The 14,289-nt window shown below is 74.6% G+C and carries 12 protein-coding genes; 3 read left to right on the plus strand and 9 right to left on the minus strand.

Annotation, left to right across the window (positions count from 1 at the left end):
* Positions 1-124: 124 nt before the first annotated feature.
* Together ACZ6S8_RS33220 and pdxR are read right to left on the minus strand one after the other, a co-directional pair.
* Entirely contained in the window at positions 125-514 is a 390-nt protein-coding gene (locus tag ACZ6S8_RS33220; RefSeq protein WP_469461281.1) for a DUF805 domain-containing protein, read from the minus strand.
* 164 nt (positions 515-678) lie between these two features.
* Complete coding sequence (pdxR, locus tag ACZ6S8_RS33225) at positions 679-2,241, minus strand: MocR-like pyridoxine biosynthesis transcription factor PdxR (RefSeq protein WP_469461282.1); 1,563 nt, start codon at positions 2,239-2,241, stop codon at positions 679-681.
* Positions 2,242-2,270: 29 nt separating this feature from the next.
* On the opposite strand from pdxR, the gene ACZ6S8_RS33230 reads away from it, so the two are divergent.
* Positions 2,271-3,317 (plus strand): EamA family transporter, encoded by a 1,047-nt coding sequence (locus ACZ6S8_RS33230; protein WP_469461284.1) that lies wholly within the window; start codon positions 2,271-2,273, stop codon positions 3,315-3,317.
* A gap of 35 nt (positions 3,318-3,352) precedes the next feature.
* Here ACZ6S8_RS33230 and ACZ6S8_RS33235 read toward each other — a convergent pair whose 3' ends face one another.
* From ACZ6S8_RS33235 to ACZ6S8_RS33245, 3 genes are all read right to left on the minus strand, one after another.
* Complete coding sequence (locus ACZ6S8_RS33235; protein ID WP_469461286.1) at positions 3,353-4,030, minus strand: class I SAM-dependent methyltransferase; 678 nt, start codon at positions 4,028-4,030, stop codon at positions 3,353-3,355.
* 116 nt (positions 4,031-4,146) lie between these two features.
* Complete coding sequence (locus ACZ6S8_RS33240; RefSeq protein WP_469461338.1) at positions 4,147-5,496, minus strand: VWA domain-containing protein; 1,350 nt, start codon at positions 5,494-5,496, stop codon at positions 4,147-4,149.
* Positions 5,497-5,715: 219 nt separating this feature from the next.
* On the minus strand, positions 5,716-6,885 hold the full coding sequence (locus tag ACZ6S8_RS33245) for a serine hydrolase domain-containing protein (protein ID WP_469461287.1): 1,170 nt from the start codon (positions 6,883-6,885) through the stop codon (positions 5,716-5,718).
* A gap of 173 nt (positions 6,886-7,058) precedes the next feature.
* On the opposite strand from ACZ6S8_RS33245, the gene ACZ6S8_RS33250 reads away from it, so the two are divergent.
* Positions 7,059-8,360 (plus strand): sensor histidine kinase, encoded by a 1,302-nt coding sequence (locus tag ACZ6S8_RS33250; protein WP_469461289.1) that lies wholly within the window; start codon positions 7,059-7,061, stop codon positions 8,358-8,360.
* Positions 8,357-9,076, plus strand: coding sequence for a response regulator transcription factor (locus ACZ6S8_RS33255; RefSeq protein ID WP_469461291.1), 720 nt, complete (start codon positions 8,357-8,359; stop codon positions 9,074-9,076). Before ACZ6S8_RS33250 ends, ACZ6S8_RS33255 begins: the two co-directional genes overlap by 4 nt.
* A 96-nt stretch (positions 9,077-9,172) precedes the next feature.
* Here ACZ6S8_RS33255 and ACZ6S8_RS33260 read toward each other — a convergent pair whose 3' ends face one another.
* The 4 genes from ACZ6S8_RS33260 to ACZ6S8_RS33275 all read right to left on the minus strand — a co-directional run bounded on the left by ACZ6S8_RS33260 (position 9,173) and on the right by ACZ6S8_RS33275 (position 13,689).
* Positions 9,173-10,159, minus strand: coding sequence for a TolB family protein (locus ACZ6S8_RS33260; protein WP_469461293.1), 987 nt, complete (start codon positions 10,157-10,159; stop codon positions 9,173-9,175).
* On the minus strand, positions 10,156-11,454 hold the full coding sequence (locus ACZ6S8_RS33265) for an MFS transporter (RefSeq protein ID WP_469461295.1): 1,299 nt from the start codon (positions 11,452-11,454) through the stop codon (positions 10,156-10,158). Before ACZ6S8_RS33265 ends, ACZ6S8_RS33260 begins: the two co-directional genes overlap by 4 nt.
* Positions 11,454-12,740, minus strand: a complete 1,287-nt coding sequence (locus ACZ6S8_RS33270; protein ID WP_469461296.1) for a discoidin domain-containing protein — start codon at positions 12,738-12,740, stop codon at positions 11,454-11,456. The genes ACZ6S8_RS33265 and ACZ6S8_RS33270 overlap by 1 nt, the downstream gene beginning before the upstream one ends.
* A 574-nt stretch (positions 12,741-13,314) precedes the next feature.
* A complete protein-coding gene (locus tag ACZ6S8_RS33275; RefSeq protein ID WP_469461297.1) occupies positions 13,315-13,689 on the minus strand; it encodes a YbjQ family protein in 375 nt (124 codons plus the stop codon).
* Between the last annotated feature and the right edge of the window lie 600 nt (positions 13,690-14,289).

Consider the following 14,289-nt stretch of genomic DNA (forward strand, 5'->3'; position numbering starts at 1 on the left):
CCCCCGCACGACGCGCGACCCGCCGTTCGGTTGCCGCCGTCGGGGAAGAAATTTCCGCCGGCCCGGAACTCCCCCGCGGCCGCGCCGGTCGGCGGACGCCCGGACGCGGCGGGCGCCGCGTGTCTCAGCGCACGGACCGGGGACGTGCCGTGGCGGGGCGGGGCCCGTGGGACGTGTCGCCCGAGCTCGCACCCGCCAGCATGACGAGCAGCCAGACCCAGCCGATCAGCGGGACGACGACCGCCAGGGTCCACCAGCCCGACCGGCCGATGTCGTGCAGCCTGCGCACGGTCACGGCGAGCGTCGGCAGCAGGACCGCGAGGCCGAACAGGGACGCGGGAAGGTCGTTGCCGAGGAGGTCGCCCAGGCGGACGCACCCCGCGATGATCAGCGCGTTGACCAGGAAGAACGTCCAGAACTCGGGGCGCGGGGCCCGGCCGCGGAAGACGGCGTACTTCCCGAGGGCATCGGTGTAGTGGTGCATGACTTCCCGGGGGAGGAGGAACGGGGCCACGGGCCGCAGCGGAACGGGCCGGACTCGGACCGTAGAGCGGACGGCCCCTTCCGTCAAGGGGCATCGACCCAGGTCAGAAGGGGCGGGCGGGCTTGCCCGGACGGCCCGTGTCCCGCTCTGCGGGCTCCGTCCGCCCGCCGCGCCCCCAAGATCCCGCGGCCCCCTCAGCTCTGGCAGCCCCCTCGACCTGCTCCGGCCGGCCCGGCCAGGGTCGTCGCCAGGGCCGTCGCCAGGGCCGCGATGCCCTCCTCGATCTCGCCGGCCGGTCCCGCCGCGTAGCCCAGGATCAGGCCCGGCGGCCCCGGGCCGAGGCGGTGCCAGGACAGCGGGTGCGTCTTGACGCCGAGCGCGAGGGCCGCCGCCGCGAGAACGGTGTCCTCGAAGCCGGCTCCGTCGAAGGTGACCATCAGGTGCAGGCCCGCTGCCGCACCGTGCACCCGGGCCCCGGGCAGCCGCTCCGCGAGCGCGCGGAGCATCGCGTCCCGGCGGCGCCGGTGCCGGCGCCGGACGAACCGGAGGTGGCGTTCCAGCTCGCCGGAGTCCATCAGCCGGGCCAGCACGAGCTGGGCGAGGACCGGGTTGCCGAGGTCGGCGTAGCGCTTGGCATCCGTCACCGCGTCGCGCAGCCGCGACGGCACCAGCAGCCAGCCGAGGCGCAGTGCCGGGGCCAGCAGCTTGGACACGCTCCCCGCGTAACAGACGGCCTCGGGTACGAGGGCCCGCAGGGCCGGGACGGGCGCCCGGTCGTAGCGGTGCTCGGCGTCATAGTCGTCCTCGATGACCAGTCCCCCGCCGGCGGCCCAGCCGAGCAGGTCCCGGCGCCGTTCGCCGTCGAGGACGACGCCGGTGGGGAACTGGTGCGCGGGGGTGAGCAGGACGGCGGAGGCCCCGCACGCGCGCAGCCGGGACACGTCCAGCCCGGCTTCGTCGACCGGTACGGGAACCGGCTCCAGCCCCCAGTGCTCCAGCTGCCGGCGGGCGCCCAGCGAGCCGGGGTCCTCCACCGCGACGCGCCGTACGCCGTCGTCCCGCAGGACCTGCGCGAGCAGGGCCAGCGCCTGGGCGACCCCGGCGACGATCACCACCTCGTCGGGGTCGGCCCGGATGCCCCGGTTACGGGCCAGCCAGCCCGCCACGGCCGCCCGGAGCGCGGGTGCGCCCCGGGGGTCGCCGTAGCCGAAGTCGGCCGGGGTGAGCCCGGCCAGCACCCGGCGCTCCGCCTGGAGCCAGGCGGTACGGGGGAAGGCCGTCAGATCGGGCACGCCGGGTGAGAGGTCGATCCGGCACGGCTCGGCCCGGAGCGCGTCGATGAGCCCGCCGCGGGCCGGGGCGGCGGTCGGTCCGGGCGGCGGGCCGGCCTGCCCGGTCGGGGCGGATGTGGCGGGTGTGGTGGGTAGCACGGGTGGGGCGGCGACGACGACCGTGCCGGCGCGGCCCCGGCCGGAGACCTGGCCGGTCTCCGCCAGTCGCTGGTACGCCTCGGTGACGAGCCCCCGGGACACGCGGAGTTCGGCTGCGAGCACGCGGCTGGCCGGCAGGCGGGAGCCGACGGGCAGCGTGCCGTCGGCGATGGCGGCGCGGAGCCGGGCCGCCAGCCACTCGGTGCGCCCGCCGGCCGGTGCCCCGGCCAGGTCGAGCTGGAGGAAGTCGGAGCCGCCGGCACCCGCGCCCGCCTCCGGAGCCGCCGCATTGGACCCCTGGGATGCCTTCTCATTGGACCTGCTCACGGGACCATTGTGGGACCAGGCTCGACCCCATGAGGACACCCGCCCCCACACCTGCACCCACACCCGCCCCTGCCCCCGCCCCGACACCCACCGCGGCGTCGCCCGCGACACCGGCCACGGCTTCCCGCGCCACGCCCACCACACCAGCCACCCCGGCCACCCCGGCCACCACCCTCCGGGATCTGGCGCCCGGCATCGTCGGCATGGCCCTGGTCGGCAGCAGCGTCAGCCTCTCCCGCTCGCTCGTCGACGCCCCGCTCTTCGCCGTCCAGGCCGTCCGGTACACGGCGGCCGCCCTGCTGTTGCTCGCGCTGGCGCGGGCCGCCCGTGTTCCGGTCCTGCGTCCGCGCGGCCTCGAATGGCTCTGGCTGGCCGGAATCGCGGCGACCGGGCTGGTGCTGTTCAACGTGGCCGTCGTCCGCGGGGTCGCGCACGCCGAACCGGCCGTCATCGCGGTCGCCGTGGCCTCCGTACCGGTACTGCTCGGAGTCGTCGGCCCCCTCCTGGAAAGGCGACGGCCCAGCCGCCGCGTCCTGTGGGCCGCCCCCGTCGTGGTCGCCGGGGCGGTGCTGGTCGAGGGGACGGGCCGGACCGACGCCGCCGGGGTGGGCTGGGCGGCCCTTGCCCTGGGCTGCGAGGCCGCCTTCACGCTGCTCGCCGTACCGGTGCTGCGACGGCACGGCCCGTGGGGAGTCTCCGTGCACGCGGTGTGGATGGGGGCGGTGATGCTGGCGGGGCTCACGGTGGTCTTCGAGCGCCCGGCCGACCTGGCGTCCCTCGGCACGGGCCAGTGGGCGGCCGCGGCGTACCTGGCCGTCATGGTCACGGCGGTGGCGTTCCTCCTCTGGTACCGCACGGTGGCCGCCGTGGGCGCCGGCCGGGCCGGCCTGCTGACCGGCATCGCGCCGCTCGCCGCGGCCGGCGCCGGCGCCCTCACGGGCAGCGGGCTCCCCGGCCCGGCGGTCTGGCTGGGGCTGGCCGTCGTGGTCGTCGGGCTCGCGGCGGGGCTGCGGCCCGAGCACGTCGCGGCGGCCGAGCCTGCTCCCGGGCCCGGGAACGGGCCGGACCGTCGCTGACCCGCGCAGCCCGCCGCATCTCTCCCTCCCCGGGATCAGGCCGAACCGGGCGAAGGGGCCGCCGGGGGCTGCTGCGCGTCGGGGCGGCGCGCGTAGCAGAACAGGTGCTCCTCCGGTTCGGCCAGGCCTCCGGCGGGGTGGAAGAGGACTGTCCGGTGGTGCAGGACCTCCAGTCCCCCGGCCGCGAGCCGGGCCAGGTGGTCCTCTGCGGACAGGCTGCTGACGGTGACCCGGTGTCCCATGAACTCGATGCCCAGGCCCCGGATGTCACCGGGCACGGTCGCCAGCACGAGGTAGCCCCCGGGCCGGACCCACGACGCCATCCGCTCCAGGGCGGCCGCCACCTCCGGCTGATCCATCATCAGCAGCGGGAAGAAGGAACACACGGCGTCGAAGCCGGCCTCGCCCGGGACGTACGTACGGACGTCGGCCTGCTCGAAGCGGGCCCGCGGCACCCGGCCGCGTGCCAGAGCGACCATCGCCCCCGAGACGTCGATGCCCGTCACCGCGCAGCCCGCCGCGGCGAGCCTCTCGGCGGTCGGCCGGCCGGTGCCGCTCCCCACGTCCAGCACCCGGGCGCCGCGCGGCAGTCGGGCGGCGAGCCAGTCCAGGGCCTCCAACTGCGCGGGGTCCTGCCCGAAGGCCTCCTCGTAGCGCGTGGACAGGTCGTCGAACACCTCGGCTGCGGACGGTTCCCGCTCGTTCGTCGGCACGTACGTTCCTCCGGTCGGTCGTCGGCTGTGCGGGGTGTCCCGGCACGGGTGCGCGTGTGGTTCGAGGGCGTGCAGGTCCAGGGGGCGCAGGTCGAGGGGCGCAGACCCCGGGCGGGTCAGCGCAGGATGCCGGCCCGGCGCGCGTCCTGGATCCAGGACGGGAACTCCGACAGGAGCCGGTCGTACAGCTCGGGGTCGGAGAGCGTGTCGATGTCGTCGACCGCGAAGAAGCCGACGTTGTCGACGGGGCGGCCGGGCAGGGTGTCGAAGCGTTCCAGTACCCCGTAGTCGGCCCGGCCGAGGCCGATGAACTGCCAGAAGACCGGCTCCTCCACGGCAGCGCGCAGTTCCCGTTCGATCGCGTCGTTGCGGTAGACCCCGCCGTCGGAGAAGAACAGGACCAGCGTCGGTTCGGCCGCCGGATGGTCGCGGACGAACGCCCGTACCTCCGCGATGACCTTCTGTTCCTCGTTGCCGATGCCGACGGCGCGCATGTCGACCTGGCCGGGGACCAGTCCCTTGGGCGGCTTGCGGCGGCCGAAGAGACTGAACTCCCCGCCGCGCACGTGCAGGCGCAGCCACTCGGGCAGGTCGCCGATCGTCAGGTCGGGCAGCCGCGCCGGGTGCGAGGCGAACGTCCAGGCCTGCATCTCCCCGTCCTCGTCGAGCTGGGCGGCGACGGCGGCCATCCGTTCGGCGACGCCCGCGACGGTGCCGCGGTGGTAGAGACCCGCCATCGAGCCGGACGCGTCGAGGACGAGGAGGACCCGGGCGGACAGACCGGTGACGCCCCGCTTGCTCAGGCTGACGGCGACCTGCCGCTTGCGCAGGGACAGGCGTTCGCGCACGTCGGAGGGCAGCCGCTCCTCCCCCTTGGTGAACCGTACGGTCGGCTCGCCGGGCGCGATCGCAGGCGCGGGGCGCGCGGGGGCGGCGACCGGCGGCTGCGGCTGCGGCTGCGGCTCGTCCACGGTGATGCCGAAGTCCGTCGCGAGGCCGGCCAGCCCGCTGGCATACCCCTGGCCGACGGCCCGGAAGCGCCACGCCCCGGAGCGCCGGTAGAGCTCGCCGCTCACGAACGCGGTCTCCGGGCCCGCCCGCATGTCGAAGCGGGCCAGCTCGACCCCGGACGTCGCGTCGAGGAGGATCAGGTGGAGCCCGGGCACCTGCCCGAAGCTCCCTCCGTCCGCCGACGCGCAGAGCAGGACCCGTTCGACACCGGGTTCCACCGCGGCCAGGTCGACGGCGACGGTGTCGGCTCCGGGCCGCTTGCCGAGGTGGCGCACGGCTCCGGAGGCGTGCCGGGGCTGGTTGTAGAAGACGAAGTCGGCGTCGGAGCGGACGCGTCCGCCGCCGGTCAGCAGCAGCGCGGACGCGTCCACGTCCGGCACCCCGGGCCCGGCCGCCCAGCCGAGGACGGCCCGGACACCGGTCGAGGTGATCGGCAGGTTGGCGCCTTTGTCCATGAGGGTCACGGTGTCCAGTCTGCCGCTCCGCCCCTACGGGCGGTAGCCGGTGGTCAGTTCCGCGACGGACGTCCGGCGGGTGCCGCCCGCCCCCGGTCCGCCGTGACCCGACCGAGCGCGATGCCCCCTAGGGGGTGTCGTCACATTCGTTCCTGCCGTGCGGCGCCCGGCACGCACGGCCCGCCCTCCGGGCGTACGAACCGACTTTGACGACACCCCCTAGCCACGGCACAGCGCCGTGTCCACGACCGCCTCCACGCGCCGCGTGCCCGATGTCTCGGCCGGAACAGTGGTCACCGCGATGTTCACGGCCCGACGGCCGTCGTCGGTCACTCCGCCGCGGGTCTCGTATCCCACGATGTCGCCGCCGTGGCCCCAGTAGACGCCGCCGCAGGACAGCTTCCTGCTCATGAGACCCAGGCCGTAGTGGGCACCGGTATCCCCAACCGGCACGGTGGTGCGCATCTGGGCGAGCTGGGCGTCCTCCAGGAGGTCGCCGCGGAGGAGCGCGGTGAAGAACCGGTTGACGTCGGAGTTGGTGGAGATCATCTGTCCCGCCGCCCACCCCGCCGAGGGGTCGATCTCCGTGGAGTCGCGCAGCTCTCCCCCCGGCATCACGCGGTAGCCCCTCGGGTGGGGTTTCCGGATGGTCTTGTCTCCGGGGCCGGGGAAGTAGGTGTCGCGCAGCCCGATGCGCTGGACGACACGCCGGTCGATCTCCTCGACGAGGGGCCGGCCGGTGACCTTCTGGACGATCAGGCCGGCGACCACGTAGTTCGTGTTGCTGTAGCTCCACTGCTCCCCGGGCTCGAACTCGGCCTTGTGCTTCAGGGCGATGTCGACGAGGTCCCGGGGCTCGAAGTACCGGTGCGCGATCTCGTCGTCGCTGATGTGCACCCCGTAGTCGGGGAGTCCGCTCGTGTGCTGCAGGAGCTGTCGGACGGTGATGCGGCCCCCGTCGATTCCGTCCCCGCGCAAGAGCCCCGGAAGATGTGTGTCGACCCGGTCGTCGAGGCCGATCTTTCCCTCGCCGACCAGCTGGAGCAGGACCACCGCGACGAACGTCTTGGTGTTGCTGCCGATCCGCACCTGACCGTTCCCGGGCACCTTCGCGCCGGTGGCCAGGTCGCCGACCCCCGCCGTGTACGTCCGGTCAGGGCCCGCCCCGCCCCTGACGGCTGCCAGCGCGGCGGGCTGGCCGTCCCGCACCAACGCGTTCAGACCTTGCTGCACGCCGTCCGGCCGCGCGGCGGCGAACGACGTGGTCGGTGCCAGGAGGCCGGCGGTCACGATGGCGGCGGCCAGCGCGGCCACCGCCGCCGGCGCTCCGCGGCGCCCGCCGCTCCGCCGCTCGGTGGACCGGGGCCGGTGCCGTGTCTGCTCGCTCATGAGTCAACTCCGTGGGATCGCGGGGTCCTGCCGACCCCTCCTGCCGCCCGTCGACCGGGCAGGACACGATCATGGGTTCACAGGACTCCCCCGCACATCACGGGAAGGCGGGAGAACTGCCTCCCCCGATCGGGGGAGGCCGCGGATGAGCCGCCCGTACATACTGGGCGATCATGATCAAGGGACTCCGGCCACTGCTGCGCCGCTCCACGTACGCCGGTGCGCTGTTCGCCTTCGGCGGCGTTCTCGCGAGCCTTCCCCTGCTGCCCTTCGCGATGATGCCCGCGCTGGCGTGGCGATCCGCTCCCGAAGGCGTGCAGTTCGTCGTGGTGTTGCTCGTCTGGGCCGCTCTGATCGGTCTGGTCGGACTCGCCCGCACCACACGGCGGGTGCTGGTCGTGTCCGCCCGGCGGCTGCTCGGGGTGCAGCTTCCCGAGCCCGTCGCCGTGCGGGTGTCCGGGAGTTCGCCGGCCGGACCGGCTCTCACCGTGCCGGACCGGGCCGCTCCGTCCCGCGCCGACCGCTGGCGCACTCCGCTCTGGCTGCTGCTGCACGTGACACTCGGATGGACGGGCGCGCTCACCAGCGGTCTGCTGCTCTTTGCAGGCCTCACCCTGCCCGGTGGATGGCTCGGCGCCACGGTGCGACTGAGCCTGTTCGGACGGTCGGTTCGGGTGGAGGGCGGCTGGCAGAGCTGGGCGGTCGGCGCCTGCTGCCTGCTCCTCGCGGCCGCCCTGTGCGTGCTGGTGACGAAGGCCCTGCGGTGGTCGGCGCCCCGGCTGCTCGGCCCGTCCGCGGCCGAGCGGCTCGCGCTGGCGGCCGAAAGGGAACTGCGCCTGGCCGAACGCAACCGACTGGCGCACGAGTTACACGACTCGATCGGGCACACCCTGACGACCACCACGATCCAGGCGGCGGTGGCCGGCGAAGTGCTCTCGGACGACCCGGCCGCGGCGAGGGCCGCGCTGCGCAGCATCGAGGACTCCGCCCGGGCCGCCCTGGAAGACCTGGACTACGTGCTCGGCCTCCTGCGCGAGAGGGACACCGAGCCGGCGCCGACCCGGTCCCTGGCCGATCTCCCCGAACTGCGCGACAGGGTGCGGCACACGGGCTCGGTGGTGGAGTGGGAGCTGACCGGGGATCTGACCCGGGTGCAGGGAACGCTCTCACGGGCGGCGTACCGGATCCTGCAGGAGGGGCTGACGAACGCGATGCGGCACGGAGCGGGCGGGCCGATAGAGGTCCGCGTGGCGGCCGCTCCGGAGGGACTGGAGCTCGGTGTGGTCAACACGATCGGTACGGGTACGCGTACGGGTACGGGCCGGGTCCGCGGGCGTGCCTTTCCGGCGTCCGGACACGGTCTGCCCGGCCTCGCCGAGCGCGTGCGGTTGCTGCACGGCGAGTTCGCCGCCGGCCCGGACGGCCCGCGGCACTGGCGGCTGTCCGTCAGGCTGCCCGTACGGTGGTCGCCGTGACCGATCCCGGCAACACGTCCGTGACGCTTCTGATCGCGGATGACGACGAGGTGACCCGGAGCGGCCTGCGCACGCTGCTCGGGGCGCAGCCCGGGCTCACCGTGGTCGGAGAGGCCTCCGACGGTGTCGAGGCGGTCGAGCAGGCGCGGCTGCTGCGTCCGGACGTGGTCCTGATGGACGTACGGATGCCCCGGCGCAACGGGATCGAGGCCACCCGGCACCTCCTCGCCGAGCCGGGCGGACCGGGCGGGGCCGCTTGGCCGCCCCGCCCGGACGGGGCTGCCGGAGCACCGAAGGTCGTGGTGATCACGACCTTCGAGAACGACGACTACGTGACCGCCGCGCTCAGCGCCGGGGCCAGCGGCTTCGTGCTCAAGCGGCTTCCGGTCCGGCAGATCGCGGAGGCGGTGCGCGTGGTGGCGGCGGGAGAGGCGATCCTCTTCCCGGCGACCCTGCGCCGGATGGTCGCTCCCCGTCCGCTGGACTCCGCCGCGGCCCTGCCGAAGGCGGCCCTGACGGGGCGGGAGGAGCAGGTCCTGCGGCTGATGGCCACCGGCCTGTCCAACCCGGAGATCGCGGAGTCCCTCACGGTGAGCCTGGAGACGGTCAAGACGCACGTCGGCAACGTGCTGACGAAACTCGGCGCGCAGAACCGGACCCACGCGGTGGTCATCGCGTACGAGTCCGGACTGGTCGCTCCCCGGTTCACGGGCTGAGGCTCCAGACGCCCCGGGCCTTGGGCCTTGGGCCTTGGGCCTTGGGCCTTGGGCCTTGGGCCTTGGGCCTTGGGCAGCACCACAGCAGACAGACGATCAGTCCACGGCAGCCGGGGAGGAGCCGCCCGCCACCACGAGCCGGGGCGTGCCCGTGCCGTCGGCGGGGACGGACCAGACGTCGCTCGCCCTGCCTCGCTGGCCCGGCAGGGCGTAGCCGACGGTCGTGTCGTCCAGCCAGGCGGCCTGGTCGTCGACGCTGTGCGGTTCGGCGAGCGGGAGTTCGCCCAGGGTCGCCAGGTCGAGGACGAACAGCCGCCAGGGGGCCGCCGGGTCGTCGGAGACCCGCTTCTTGAAGGCGATCCGGGTGCCGTCGGGCGACAGGGACGGGCATTCGGCGTTCTCGCGCAGCGCCTTGGCCGACCAGTTCCGAAGGTCCCCCTCGACGAGGTGGGTACGGCCGCCGGTCGAGACCGTGGCGTAGAAGCGGTTGTCGTCCCGCGCGAAGGTGACACCCCAGTAGTTGACGTCGGCGGCGTGGTGACGGGCCCCGCCGAGGGTCAGCGGGATGTCCTCCATCGACTTGACCAGGTAGCCGGTGCGCATGTCCAGGATCGAGGTCCGGGTGGAGAAGGCGGAGGTGGCGTAGGAGTCACCGGTCGCGAACGTGGTCCAGGACAGCAAGTGGCCCGAGGCGGACACCCGGGCCCGGTTGGGGATGCCGGCGACGGTCACCCGGCGGATCTCGCGCAGCTGCCGGTCCGTCACCAGTGCCTCGGTGCGGGCGGGCAGGCCGGGGAGCCCCCGCAGGCACAGCACCCGGTTCGCGGCGGCGTGGAACCGGTCGCAGGCGGGGCCGCCCCGCGCGCCCGCTCCCCCGCGACCGGACGCGTGCGCGATCCGCCCGGTGGCCGCGTCGCGGAAGTAGAGCCCGGGTGCGGCCAGGGCGAACGAGCCGTCGACGCCCTGCCGGGAGGCCTGTTCGCGGTGACGGGCGTGCAGGACGTACCCGAGGGAGCCGCCGGCGAGGAGGAGCACGGCGAGGGCGACCAGGGCGGTACGCAGCTTCTGTCGGCGGGGTGTCACGGCTCCTCCGATGCGCGGGCGGGCGAGGGGGCGGCGGTTGCGGAGGCGGGCAGGATCCGCCAGGCGGCGGAGAGGGCCGCGGTGAGGGCGAGCGCCGCCGCCCACACGGCGGGCCCCTGCCCCCAGAAGGTCCAGGCGGCCCCGAATCCGGCCGCGCCGAGGAGCCGGGCCAGTGCCTGGCCGGTCTGGAGCACCGCGATCCCGCCGGCCCTGCCACGGGTGGGGAGGAGGGGGCCGGCGAGCGCGATCAGGACCCCGTCCGTGCAGGCGTAGAAGACGGCCAGGAGGACCAGGACGGCCGCGATGCTGGGCGGGCCGAGGGGCAGCAGCAGGGTGGCGTACGCGCCGAGCAGCGCGGCGTGCCCGAGCAGGAACGGCAGTCGGCGTCCGCGGGAGTCCGCGATCCGGCCCACCGGGACGGCGAGCAGCAGGTAGCCGGCGGCGGCGCCGAGGGGCAGCAGGGGGAAGAGGGCGGGCGCCAGGTCGAGCCCGCGCTGGATCATCAGGTAGAGGAAGGCGTCGCCGATGGTGGCGGCGCCCAGCAGCACCGCGGCGCCCAGGACGCGGCGGAACACCGGGTCCCGCAGCGGCCTCACCGGCGGCGGTGCCGGGGAGGGGGCGGTACGGCCGGTAGCGGTCACGGCGGTGGTGGTGACGGTGGCGGTAGTGGTGACGGTGGCCGGAACGTACAGGACGAGGAGCAGCACCCCGAACAGCCCGGCGCAGAAGCTGACGACGAACACCGCGTCGTAGGCGTCGGCGGTGGCCCACAGGACCGCGAACGCGGCGAGCGGGCCGAGGAGCGCCCCGGTGGTGTCCATGGCGCGGTGCACGCCGAAGGCCCGGCCGAGGGCCTCCGGCGGGACGCTGAGCGAGATCAGGGCGTCGCGCGGGGCGGTGCGGATCCCCTTGCCGAGCCGGTCGGCGGCGAGGGAGGCCGCGATGCCCGTGGCGGCTCCGCCGGCGAGGAGCAGGCCCAGCCGGGAGAGCGCGGACAACAGGTATCCGGCACCCGCGATCTGCTTATGCCGGCCTCCGCGGTCGGCGAGCCGGCCGCCGAGCAGCCGTACGCACGCGGTCGCGGCGTTGAACATGCCGTCCAGGAACCCGAACTGGAGCGGAGACAGGCCGAGTCCGAGGACGAGGTAGAGGGGCAGCACGGCCGTGACCATCTCGGAGGAGACGTCGGTGACGAGGCTGACCGCGCCGAGCGCGAAGACGGCGGCGGGGACGCGCCGCCGGGCCCCCGGGGTGCGGGGCGGCGCGTCCGGGCGGCCGGTACGGGCCAGGTACATCAGTGGCAGCTGTACTTCGGGCTCGTGTCCTTGACCTGGCCGTCGCTGCCGACGTAGGTCCAGCCGTACCCGGAGTCGGTGAACTCCAGCTTGAGGACGCCGTACTGGCCGCTGATCCGCTTCTGGCTGTTGGGCTGGACCTCCTCGATCGGGTAGGGCTCGGCGCCGCCCATCCCGCCGACGACCTCCACGATGCCGCTCGCGGTGGCCTTGCCGTCGGGGTCCTGCGGGGCGAACCGCTCGTAGTGGTGGTCGTGCCCGTTCAGGACCAGGTCGGCCTTGGCGCCGTAGAGGATCTTCCACACCGGCTTGGAGACCGGATCGTTGCCGTGTCCGCCCGAGGAGAAGAGCGGATGGTGCCAGTAGGCGGCCACGCAGGGCCTGGTGTTGGCGGCCAGGTCGGCCTTGAGCCAGTCGGTCTGGGCCTTCTGGTCGAAGGAGTTGGAGTCGAGGGCGACGAAGTGCCAGTTGCCCTCGTCGAAGCTGTAGTAGCTCTTGCCCTGCGGGTAGGCGATGCTCCCGAAGTAGGCCTTGTAGCCGGCGAGGGTGCCTGCCGGGTCGTACGTCTCGTGATTGCCGGGTACCGGGCGGGTCTTCGCCTTGAAGGCGCCCCAGGTCTTGTCGTAGTAGGCCCGGAAGTCGGCGATCCGGGCGTCGTCGTACTGGTTGTCACCCATCGTCAGATAGAACTTCGGGTCGATCTGCCGGGCGAGGGAGGCGGTCTTCGGGTGGGCGCAACCGCTGTCGGAGGCGGTGCACTGTGCGGCGATGTCGCCGGCGGCGACCACGGTGAAGGCGCCCGCCGGGGGCGGTCCGCCGCCGGGCGTGCCGTACACCTCGGCCTCGAACAGCGAGTAGCCGTACGCCGTTCCGCGGGCGGTGCCGTGGATGCGGAGGTAACGGCCCTTGCCCGCGAGGCCGGTCCAGTCGTCGGTGCCACCGTTGCCCGCGCGTTCCTCGGCGAGGGTGGTCCACGTGGCCCCGTCGTCGGAGACGTCGATCCGGTAGGCCTTGGCGTACGCGGCCTCCCAGGTCAACCGGACCCGCGTGACGGCGGATCCGGCTCCGAGGTCGACCCGGATCCACTGCGGGTCCTTGCCCTCGGCGCTGGCCCAGCGGGTGGTGGCGGAGCCGTCGAAGGCGTTGGCGGCCGCGAGCGAGGCGCTCTCGGCGGAGGAGGCGGTGGCGGGCTTCCCGCGCGAGATGAGCGGGTCGGCGGCGGCTCCGGCCCGACCGGGCCACGCGAGCAACAGCCCGCCGAGGAGCGCGAGGACGCCGGTGAGCACGAGGAGGAGGGTGCGGGGGCGGGTGCGTAACGGGCGGGCGCGTAACAGGGGGGTTCGAGCGGAGGCATGGAGGTGCATACCTGGACTCCCTGAATTCGGGGACGGCGAGAGCTGGACTCCGGTGCGGGGCGCCGGCCCGGCACCGGGAACGGGCAGGGGGCAGCGCCACGGCGGCCGGGTCAGAGCTCTCAACTGAGCGCGTCATGCCCGGTAAGTGGGCACCGCGCCAAGCCGCCGACCGGGAGCGTATCGGATAGGAAGGTTTCCTACCAGTAGTGCGGCAGGCCCCTCGCGCGGACCTCGCGGAGTCCTCTACGGGACCGCCCACGGGCGGAGGCGGGGGTGGCTGCGGGGGCTCCGCCGGCGAGCGGGCAACACCGTACGACCACCCCGCGGCGGGGGGCGTACGCCGAACGCCTCCGCGCCGCGGGCGGCGCGGTGCACGGAGCGGGGGCGTCGCCCTGCCGCTCGGGTGCGCGGGTACCGCGCACTACCGGGGCGCGCCCGGCGCCAGGGCGGGGCGGGGTGCGGACAACAGAGAGCAGGGAACGGGGAGCGGGGTTCGGTCCGACGGTCAGCCGGAGGCGGGGACCAGCACGACGGCCGTCCCGTAGGCGCACACCTCGGTCCCGACGTCGGCCGCGTCGGTGACGTCGAAGCGCATCATGAGCACCGCGTTGGCTCCGCGCGCCTTGGCCTGCTCGATGAGCCGGTCCATGGCCTGGTTCCGGGTCTCCACCAGGGTCTTGGTGAGGCCCTTGAGCTCTCCGCCGATCATGGACTTCAGGCCCGCGCCGATCTGGCTGCCGAGGTGGCGGGAGCGCACGGTGAGGCCGAAGACCTCGCCGATGACCCGCTCGACCCGGTAGCCGGGAACGTCGTTGGTCGTCACGACGAGGACGCCCGTCTGCTGGGCCCCGGGGCCGCCGCCGTAGTCGTCGATTCCCATGGCACCCACTCTGGCGCCGCGGAGCACCGTCCGCATCCGGAGCGGCAGGCGGCGGCGCGCGGCGCGGCGGTCAGCGGCTCCGCCCGCCCGGACCGGGTCCGGAGCGGCTCGCCGAGCTCCCGTCCGGCCGGGGTACGGGGATCCGCAGCCTGACGTCGAGACCCCCTCGGGGGCGGGCCCTGCGGTCACCGTGCCGCGGGAGACGGCCGCCCGCTTCCGCACCCGGTCGACCCCGACCCGTGGTGTTCCCGACAGCGGCATGGTGGAGGGGATCCAGAGGGAGCCGACGGCGTACACGGCCTCGCCGGCGACCGGTGACGCGGTTCGGAGCCGGACCGCCGCCGGGCGTGCGGACAGCTGTACGTCAACCCCTGGGTGTACAACCCTGGTGGTACGGGGCCGCCCCCCGAGGGGGTAGCCGGGTTTCAACCCGTGGATGGGCGCGGGCGGATGCTGTCCGGCCGTAGATTTGCCGGCGCCGGTCCACGGGCCGGCGCGGGCCCCTCCCCTCGGGGCGCGCCGCGGGGGCCTTCACGGACGGGGGGGGTCACCGGCCCCGCCACCCAAGCCCCCGCGCGGTGGGGGCGGCGGGGGGCGGGG

The organism is Streptomyces sp. NPDC048461 (assembly GCF_055587105.1).

What these genes read in the sequence shown, in the direction of transcription:
- ACZ6S8_RS33230 (WP_469461284.1), top strand. Translation starts at nt 2,271, where the DNA reads ATGAGGACACCCGCCCCCACACCTGCACCCACACCCGCCCCTGCCCCC.
- ACZ6S8_RS33240 (WP_469461338.1), bottom strand. Translation starts at nt 5,496, where the DNA reads ATGGACAAAGGCGCCAACCTGCCGATCACCTCGACCGGTGTCCGGGCC.
- ACZ6S8_RS33265 (WP_469461295.1), bottom strand. Translation starts at nt 11,454, where the DNA reads ATGTACCTGGCCCGTACCGGCCGCCCGGACGCGCCGCCCCGCACCCCG.
- ACZ6S8_RS33275 (WP_469461297.1), bottom strand. Translation starts at nt 13,689, where the DNA reads ATGGGAATCGACGACTACGGCGGCGGCCCCGGGGCCCAGCAGACGGGC.
- ACZ6S8_RS33250 (WP_469461289.1), top strand. Translation starts at nt 7,059, where the DNA reads ATGATCAAGGGACTCCGGCCACTGCTGCGCCGCTCCACGTACGCCGGT.
- ACZ6S8_RS33245 (WP_469461287.1), bottom strand. Translation starts at nt 6,885, where the DNA reads ATGAGCGAGCAGACACGGCACCGGCCCCGGTCCACCGAGCGGCGGAGC.